Genomic DNA, 8839 nt, shown 5'->3' on the forward strand with positions numbered 1-8839 from the left:
GCGCTGCCCAGGGTGCCGGCCGTCGCGCCGAGGGCGCTCACGGCGGCGGTGCTGGCGAGGAACCTTCTGCGTTGCACGGCGGCCTCCGGGGGCGGGGTACGGGAAGGGGGTCGCCTCGGAAGTTACCTACACCACATTGGAAGGTCAAGAAGGAAAACTACAACTCCACCTGTTCGAGGTCACCCAGTTCGATGTTCTGGATCATCAGCCAGCGGGCCAGCGCCGACATCCCGTACAGCCACAGCGGTGCCGACTCGGTCGTACCGTTGGTGGCGTAGACGGCGAACCGCAGGTCAGGGGCGCGAACAGCCTCGATCCGCCAGCGATGGTTCCGGTCCTGCCAGACGGCCGAAGGGTCCATCTCCCCACGTTAGGTGAGACGTCCGGATGGTGTACGGTGCTCGTTGTCGTACACCATACGGAAATAGGGGGAACGCATGGCGGCCGACGATATCGTCATCACCGGGGCCAGGGAGAACAACCTTCGGAACGTCTCGCTGCGGGTGCCGAAACGCCAGTTGGTGGCCTTCACCGGCGTCTCCGGGTCCGGAAAGTCGTCCATCGTCTTCGACACCATCGCGGCGGAGGCACAGCGCCAGCTCAACGAGACGTTCACCGCGTTCGCCCGGAACTTCCTGCCCCGGTACGGGCAACCGGACGTCGACACGATCGAGAATCTCTCCGCCGCCATCGTGGTGGACCAGAAGCGGCTCGGTGGCGGCTCCCGGTCGACCGTCGGCACCATCACCGACATCTACACCCTGCTGCGCCTGCTCTTCTCCCGGGTCGGCAAGCCACACGTCGGGTTCTCCAACGCCTTCTCCTTCAACGACCCGCAGGGCATGTGCCCGGAGTGTGAGGGGCTCGGCAAGTCCGTCCAGCTCGACCTCGACGTCTTCCTCGACCGCTCGAAGTCGCTGAACGACGGCGCCCTGCTGCACCCTGACTTCGCCAGGACCGGCTGGTACTGGAAGATGTACGCCGCCTCCGGCCACTTCGACCTGGACAAGCCGCTCGCCGACTACTCCGAACAGGAGTGGCAGACACTGCTGTACGGCGACGGCAAGGTCCCGCTGGAGTGGCAGGGCACCACGATCAACTCCACCTACGAAGGTGCCGTCAACAAGTTCACCCGGCTGTACATCCGCAAGGACGCCGCCGAGATGTCCGAACGCAACCGCAAGGTCTTCCTCCGGTACGTCACCGAGCGGACCTGCCCGCTCTGCAAGGGCGACCGGCTCAGCCAGGCGGCGCTGGGCAGTGAGATCGACGGCCACAACATCGCGCAGCTCGGCGCGATGGAGGCGACCGAACTGGTCGCGGTACTGCGGAGTCTCACCGACCCGCAGGGCGCGACGGTGGTGGAGAGCCTGCTGGACCGGGTCGGCAACCTGGTGGACATCGGCCTGGGCTACCTCAGCCTCAACCGGCCGACGGACACCCTCTCCGGCGGCGAGTCCCAGCGGATCAAGATGGTGCGGCACCTGAGCAGCAGCCTCGTCGACATGATGTACATCTTCGACGAGCCCAGCGTCGGCCTGCACGCCCGGGACGTCGAACGGCTCAACCGGCTGCTCGTGAAACTGCGCGACAAGGGCAACACCGTGCTCGTGGTCGAACACGACCGGGACGTCATCGAGATCGCCGACCATGTGATCGACATCGGCCCGAAGGGCGGGGCCGGCGGCGGTCAGGTCCTCTTCGGCGGCACGGTCGCCGAACTCCGCACGGCCGACACCCCGACCGGGCGGTACCTGGAGCACCGGCTGCCGCTGAAGACCACCTACCGCGAGCCGACCGGGCACCTGAAGGTCGTCGCCGCCGACGTGCACAACCTGAAGAACGTCAGCGTGGACATCCCGACCGGCGTACTGGTGGTGGTCACCGGGGTGGCCGGATCGGGCAAGAGCACGCTGATCAACAACGTCTTCGTCGGTCAGCACCCCGAGGCGATCGTGATCGACCAGTCCGCCGTCGGCGCCTCGATCCGGTCCAGCCCCGCCACCTACACCGGGCTGCTCGACCCGATCCGGCAGCTGTTCTCCAAGGCCAACGGCGTCCCGGCCGCGCTGTTCAGCTTCAACTCCAAGGGCGCCTGCCCGAACTGCCAGGGGCTGGGCGTCATCTACACCGACCTGGCGTTCATGGACGGGCTCCGGTCGACGTGTGAGGTGTGTGAGGGTCGCCGGTTCAGTGACGACGTACTCGAGCACAAGCTGCGCGGGAAGTCGATAAGTGACGTACTCCGGATGCCGGCCGCCGACGCCCTGGAGTTCTTCCCCGAGAAGAAGCTTCGGACGATCCTCCAGGCGGTCAACGACGTCGGCCTGGGCTACCTCCAGCTCGGCCAGCCGCTGAGCACGCTGAGCGGCGGGGAGTGCCAGCGCATCAAGCTCGCCACCGAACTGCACAAGGGCGGCACCGTCTACGTGATGGACGAACCGACCACCGGGCTGCACATGTCCGACATCCAGCACCTGCTCGACATCATCGAACGGCTGGTGAGCAGCGGTAACTCGGTGGTCGTCATCGAGCACAACCTCGACGTCATCAAGAACGCCGACTGGATCATCGACCTCGGTCCGGAGGGCGGCAGCCAGGGCGGCACGGTCCTGTTCGAGGGAACCCCGGTGCAACTGCTCGACGCGACGAACTCGTACACCGCGGAGTACGTCCGCCGGGACGTCGGCGCCGCCGTACCGGCCTGAGCCCGGTCCCGGCGTCCTCGGCGCCTGGTAACCGAGAGAGACATCGATTACTTTGGATGTCTCTACTTTTGTTGCACGGAGGTGTCCCTATGGCAATATTGGCCACAGCCCGCCGCACCTGGCTGGTCCGGGTGCTCGCCCTGGCGGCGGCATCGCTGGCCGTCGTGGCCGTGTCGGCAACGGTGCCGACCCCCGCGTCCGCGCACGGCAACATCATCGACATGCCGTCCCGCAACTTCGGCTGCTGGCAGCGATGGGGCAACAACTTCCAGAACCCGGCCATGGCCACCCAGGACCCGATGTGCTACCAGGCATGGCAGGCCAACCCCAACACCATGTGGAGCTGGATGAGCCTGTACCGCAACGGGATGGGCGGCAACTTCCAGGGCGCTGTCCCGAACGGAAAACTGTGCAGCATCAACGGGGCCGAGGGCGGCCTCGGCAACTCGCTCGACGCGGTCGGCAACTGGCAGGCCAAGAGCGTCGGTCGCAACTTCACCCTGACGCTGCACGACCAGGCCAGCCACGGTGCCGACTTCGTCCGCGTCTACGTCAGCAAGTCGGGCTTCAACCCGACCACCCAGGCGTTGGGCTGGGGCGACCTGGACCTGGTGACGACGGTCGGCAGAACACCCGCCGCGCAGTGGCAGCGGGCCACCTCCCCCACCGGCGGCGTCCAGCTGAAGATCAACGCGACGGCGAACCACTCCGGGCGCGCGGTCGTGTTCACCATCTGGCAGGCGAGCCACATGGACCAGGCGTACTTCTTCTGCAGTGACGTGAACATCTCCTGACGTCACCGCCGGAGACGCTCGCGGGCCGCGTCCCAGGACGCGGCCCGCGACCTGCCGGCGTCATGGGACAAGTCCGGCGCTGACCAGCAACCGCATCCAGGTGTCGGCGAGTTCGTCCTTGTACCGGCCCTTGCGGATCCGATCGGTGCGGACGTCGGCTCCGACGACGGACTTCACCAGCCACGGATACTTCTCCCCGAGCAGGTAGTCGTCGCAGAAGGCGACCGCGTCGGCGCCGAGATACTCGATCTCGACGTGTTCGTAGGGATGCTTGTAGTGAAACACGTAGTCGTCCGGGTCGATGGCGAAGGCCCGGCCGGTCTCGGCGTCCAGCAGGATCGGGCTTCCGTCCTCGATGTCGGGGTTGGACAGCCGGGTCCGGCGTCGTACGCATCCGATCCTCAGCGGGTTTCCCAATGGATCATGCGGGTCGCGTCGGCGGGTGAGCCACGCGGTCCGGCTGTTGATCTCGATCGGTTGCTCGATCCGGAGACAGGCGCCCTCCAGCCGGCGGAAGAGGCTGAACACCTCCACGACCCCGTACGGCAGTTCCGGAATGTGTTCGAGCGTCGCCGGTTCCTCGACGTGGATGCCGAAGCCGTGCTCGGCCTCGAGTCGCTTCAGCAACTCCAGTTTGGCCTTGATCGCGGCGAGTCGACCGGTCGGTTCGCCGTCGATGACCGGACGCGCCGCACCGCCGGCCGGAAGCGTCGGCGGCACCGGCTCCGGCTCTGGTAGCGGTACCGGCGCCGTCGCGGTATCGGCGGTGGCCGTCTCCTCGTACCAGAGGATCATCTCCGGATGGCGGCCTGCCATCCGGTGGTTGATCAACGCCTCCATCATCCAGTCGCGGTCCTCCGCGTCCACCGCAAGCGCCCGGAGCCGCTCGAACCAGTCCGCCGCCCCGGCGCCGTCCCCACGCGCCTCGCACACCAGCCCGAGGACGAACAACGCCGCCGGCGCGTCCGGGTCGACCGCGAGTGCCCGCTCGGCGAGAATCTCCGCGTCGTCGAACCGCCCCGACTCGAACCGGTATTCGGCGAGCGTGGTCAGGCCCTCGACGGAGTACGGGTTCGCGTCGACCAGCAGTTCCAGCACCTCCAGCGCGGCGGCCCGCGCACCGTTGTCCCACCAGATAACGGCCATGTCGAGCTGGTCCTCGATGACCTCCGGATCGGTGCGATCCACGGTGGCCGGCTCACCATGGCGGCACAGACCGAGGCGTACAGCTCGGCGTACCGGTCCGGAACGCCGAGCAGCCGGAGAGTCATCGCCACGGTGCTCACGTGGCGCAGACTCGCTTCCCGGCGCAGTCCCTCGAAGAAGTCGTTCCGGGCGTCGTCGAGCCGGCCGACCTGCAACCGGGCGAGGCCGAGTCGGAGCCGGATGCCGCCGTCCTCGGGCGCCAGCCCGAGCGCGGTCAGGTAGGCGGCCTCCGCCGCGGGACCGTCACCGAAGGCCACCAGCAGCGCGTCGCCCAGCGTGGCATGCATCTCGGCGTCCTCGGGGGCCAGCGTGACGGATCGGCATGCCGCCGCCACCGCCTCGTCCCCGCGCTCCGACAGGTGGGTCAGGACCTCGGCGAGCTGCTGCCAGGCGATCGCCGCGCCGGGGTCGAGTTCGAGGGCGAACCGCACATGCGGCTCAGCCTGGACACGCTCGCCCTGGCGGACGAGCGCCTCGGCGAGCGCGAGGTATCCGGTCGGGTCCTCGGGATGGGCCTCGATCAGCCGTTGCGCCACCTCGGCCGCCTCTTCCGGACGGTCCAGATTCTCCAGTACCTCGGTGAGCCGGGCCAGCGCCTGCGGATGATCCGGGTCGGCCGCGAGCACGATGCCGAGCGCATGTTCGGCATCGGTCCACCGTCCGAGCTCGCACAGGTGGTCCGCTCGCCCGTACCTGGCGTTGTTCTCCTCCGAAGTCACCGACGGACGATATCCGATGTCGACGAGAGGTGAACCATGCAAATTCCAGGTGTTCGACCGGCCCGGACCGGTGGTAGCCACGCGAGCATCCTCCGTGCCCCGAGGCGTCCGGGCCGGCCGATCGGCGGCCGGCCCGGACATCCGGATCAGGCCAGGTCGAACCGGTCGAGGTTCATGACCCTGTCCCACGCGGCCACGAAGTCACGCACGAACTTCTCGCCAGCGTCGGAGGTCGCGTAGACCTCCGAGTTGGCTCGGAGCTGGGAGTGCGAACCGAAGACGAGGTCGACGGCGGTCGCGGTCCACTTGACCTGGCCTGTGGAGCGGTCCCGGCCCTCGTAGACGTTCTCCGCCGACTCCGCTGCCTTCCACTCCGTGCCCAGGTCGAGCAGATTCACGAAGAAGTCGTTCGTCAGTGTCCCGGGCCGGTCGGTGAAGACGCCGTGCGGGGACTGCCCGACGTTGGCGTTCAGGGCCCGCATCCCACCGATCAGCACCGTCATCTCGGGTGCGGTCAGGCTCAACATGAACGCCCGGTCGAGCAGCAGGGTCTCCGGCGACAACTTCTCCCCGGCACGCAGGTAGTTGCGGAACCCGTCGGCCCTCGGCTCGAGGACGTCGAACGTGTCCACGTCGGTCTGCTCCTGCGACGCGTCCGTACGACCCGGCGCGAACGGCACCGTGATGTCGTGCCCGGCGCTCCTGGCCGCCTGCTCGACGGCCGCGCATCCGCCCAGGACGATCAGGTCGGCGAGCGACACCTTCCTGCCGCCCGATTGTGCGGCGTTGAAGTCCTGCTGGATCCGTTCGAGCGTCCCCAACACGGTGGCCAGTTCGGCCGGGTCGTTCACCTCCCAGTCCTTCTGCGGCGCGAGGCGGATACGGGCCCCGTTGGCACCGCCACGCTTGTCGGTGCTGCGGAAGCTGGCTGCCGAGGCCCAGGCCGTGCTGACCAGCTGGGAGACGGAGAGCCCCGACTCGAGGACCTTGCCCTTGAGCGTGACGACGTCCTCGTCCGTGACCAGCTCGTGGTCCACCGCGGGAACCGGGTCCTGCCACAGCTGCTGCTGCGGAACCCACGGGCCGAGGTAACGCGAGACCGGTCCCATGTCGCGGTGCAAGAGCTTGAACCACGCCTTGGCGAACGCCTCCTCGAGCTGGTCCGGGTTCTGCCAGAAGCGCCGGGCGATCGGCTCGTAGATCGGGTCGATCTTCAGCGCCAGGTCCGAGGTCAGCATTATCGGGGCGTGCCGCTTCGACGGATCATGGGCGTCCGGCACTGTCCCCTCGGCCGAGGCGTCCTTCGGCTTCCACTGCTTCGCACCGGCGGGACTTCTCGTCAGCTCCCAGTCGTACCCGAACAGGTTGTCCAGGTAGCCGTTGTCCCACCTGGTCGGCTCCTTGGTCCACGCACCCTCCAACCCGCTGGTGAGGGTGTCCGCGCCCTTGCCGCTGCCGTAGGAGTTCTTCCAGCCGAGACCCTGCTGTTCGACGGGGGCACCCTCCGGCTCCGGGCCGAGGTACTGCGGATCGACCGCACCGTGTGCCTTGCCCACGGTGTGACCGCCGACGATCAGCGCCACCGTCTCCTCGTCGTTCATCGCCATCCGGCCGAAGGTCTCCCGGATGTCCCGGGCGGAGGCCAGCGCGTCCGGGTGGCCAGCAGGTCCCTCCGGATTCACGTAGATCAGGCCCATCTGTACGGCGCCGAGCGGCCCCGAAAGCTCCCGGTCACCGCTGTAGCGCTCGTCACCGAGCCAGGTGTCCTCCGGCCCCCAGAAGACCTCCTCGGGCTCCCATATGTCCTCGCGCCCGAACCCGAACCCGAAGGTCTTGAACCCCATGGACTCGTACGCACAGTTGCCGGCGAAGACCAGAAGGTCCGCCCAGGAGATCCTGCGGCCGTACTTCTGCTTGATCGGCCAGAGCAGCCGGCGCGCCTTGTCCAGGCTCGCGTTGTCCGGCCAGCTGTTGAGCGGCGCGAACCGCTGCGAACCGCTGCCACCACCACCCCGTCCGTCGGCGATGCGGTACGTGCCCGCCGCGTGCCAGCTCATCCGGATGAAGAGCGGTCCGTAGTGGCCGTAGTCGGCCGGCCACCAGTCCTGCGACGTCTGCATCAGCTCGAAGAGATCCCGCCTGAGCGCCTCGACGTCAAGCTTCTTGAACTCTTCGGCATAGTCGAAGTCCTCGCCCATGGGATTGGACCGGGGTGAGGGCTGGTGGAGGACCGAGAGGTCCAGCTGGTTCGGCCACCAGTCCCGGTTCGTCCTGGGCCGGGTCGCCTTGACAGTTGGCGCGGGGATCGCCGGGTTTTCACTCTCGCTGACGCTCTCGGTCGCGTCCTTCTTGTCAGACACGTCTTTCCTTCCTTGTCTCGGTCTGTTGACCGATTGTTCTTGCCGTCGGTTGCTCCGGTCCAAGACTGTGCGGTTCTGTCGTGTCGCGCGTCGGGTGTCTGCGGTCAACTGCCTGGCGAGGCGGAGGTTGCCGTGACACACCCGGGGCACCTGCTCCGGTAGGCGACATCGGCTTCGCCGATCGCGTAGACGCAGACCGTCGGCTCGAACGCCGCGCCAGCCCCGCAGTGGTCAGCACGCACAGCACGTCGTGAACGGCCTGGCGGGGAACCTCGCGCGTCGTTGGCACGCCGTGAAGTCTCACTCTTTTTCTGGAACCAATCAAGTATCCGGCACCGTTCCTCGGCCTCGTGTTCGGACCGTTGAGCTACATGACGCACCTGGCACCTCCTTCAGGGCACGGAGCGGCAGCCGGCTACGACCCTGCCAACGGGCACGCACGAGAAGCACAGCCGCGGGCCGATATCGGCCCTGACCCGGATATCATCACTCAAAAGCACCGAATCAGTGTCGCCATGCCCGTTTCAGGCTCGACACGGCGCGGCGTCCTCCGCCGGGCCCATCCGCCGCGGCCGCCAGCCATCCGCCCGTGCTGGTGCGCGACCACATCGACGGCGGACCGGTCGGGACCGGTGACGAGCCGTTTCGGCGACCTCGAACTGCCACAGGACGATCTACACAACCGCTCCACCAGCGGTTACCCAACGGCGGCGACCGGGCCTGGTGAAATTGTCGGAGCCGATGGATAGCGTTTCCTCCGTCGCCGCGCCGGTCGTATGCCGGTCGATGGTTCACCCTTCCCCACGCTCCGCAGTCACTCCTCTTCCCCTCGGAGGCCCGCCTTGTTCCAGGAGACGACGTACCTCGAACTGTCCGAACCGGGTGGTGGAACGCACAAGTTCTACGAGGTGACCGTGGACGGACCGCAGTTGACGATGCGCTACGGCCGGATCGGGGACCGTGGTCGGGTCAAGTCGACGTCGTACGCCGACAACGCGCGGGCCCGGCAGGAAGCGGCCAAGAAGATCGGCGAAAAGGTACGTAAGGGCCTG

Annotated in this window: 7 protein-coding genes; 3 read left to right on the top strand and 4 right to left on the bottom strand. The window is 67.5% G+C overall.

The features are described 5' to 3' along the window. Window positions 1–157: 157 nt before the first annotated feature. Entirely contained in the window at window positions 158–361 is a 204-nt protein-coding gene (locus I0C86_RS04470) for a hypothetical protein (protein WP_196199912.1), read from the bottom strand. Window positions 362–437: 76 nt separating this feature from the next. Between I0C86_RS04470 and I0C86_RS04475 the strand changes: the two genes are divergently transcribed. Then, window positions 438–2708 carry an ATP-binding cassette domain-containing protein gene (locus I0C86_RS04475; protein WP_196199913.1) on the top strand — a complete coding sequence of 757 codons (2271 nt, stop codon included), beginning with the start codon at window positions 438–440 and terminating at the stop codon, window positions 2706–2708. An 89-nt stretch (window positions 2709–2797) separates the two neighbouring features. Next, window positions 2798–3502, top strand: a complete 705-nt coding sequence (locus tag I0C86_RS04480; protein ID WP_230393542.1) for a lytic polysaccharide monooxygenase — start codon at window positions 2798–2800, stop codon at window positions 3500–3502. A gap of 60 nt (window positions 3503–3562) precedes the next feature. Here the strand turns inward: I0C86_RS04480 and I0C86_RS04485 are convergent, their stop codons facing one another. From I0C86_RS04485 to katG, 3 genes are all read right to left on the bottom strand, one after another. Next, complete coding sequence (locus tag I0C86_RS04485; RefSeq protein ID WP_196199915.1) at window positions 3563–4648, bottom strand: tetratricopeptide repeat protein; 1086 nt, start codon at window positions 4646–4648, stop codon at window positions 3563–3565. Beyond that, on the bottom strand, window positions 4552–5427 hold the full coding sequence (locus I0C86_RS04490) for a tetratricopeptide repeat protein (RefSeq protein WP_196199916.1): 876 nt from the start codon (window positions 5425–5427) through the stop codon (window positions 4552–4554). The genes I0C86_RS04485 and I0C86_RS04490 overlap by 97 nt, the downstream gene beginning before the upstream one ends. A gap of 146 nt (window positions 5428–5573) precedes the next feature. After that, window positions 5574–7787, bottom strand: a complete 2214-nt coding sequence (gene katG / locus I0C86_RS04495; protein WP_196199917.1) for a catalase/peroxidase HPI — start codon at window positions 7785–7787, stop codon at window positions 5574–5576. Between the two features lie 842 nt (window positions 7788–8629). Here katG and I0C86_RS04500 point away from each other — a divergent pair. Continuing rightward, window positions 8630–8839 (top strand): WGR domain-containing protein (locus tag I0C86_RS04500; RefSeq protein ID WP_196199918.1); only part of this gene is annotated, 210 nt, incomplete at its 3' end.

Origin of the sequence: Plantactinospora alkalitolerans, from assembly GCF_015690345.1 — a bacterium.
Lineage (GTDB): Bacteria > Actinomycetota > Actinomycetes > Mycobacteriales > Micromonosporaceae > Plantactinospora > Plantactinospora alkalitolerans.

Excerpts from the sequence above, each read along its gene's own strand:
- I0C86_RS04470 (WP_196199912.1), bottom strand. The coding sequence starts at position 361 with ATGGACCCTTCGGCCGTCTGGCAGGACCGGAACCATCGCTGGCGGATC.
- I0C86_RS04475 (WP_196199913.1), top strand. The coding sequence starts at position 438 with ATGGCGGCCGACGATATCGTCATCACCGGGGCCAGGGAGAACAACCTT.
- I0C86_RS04480 (WP_230393542.1), top strand. The coding sequence starts at position 2,798 with ATGGCAATATTGGCCACAGCCCGCCGCACCTGGCTGGTCCGGGTGCTC.
- I0C86_RS04485 (WP_196199915.1), bottom strand. The coding sequence starts at position 4,648 with ATGGCCGTTATCTGGTGGGACAACGGTGCGCGGGCCGCCGCGCTGGAG.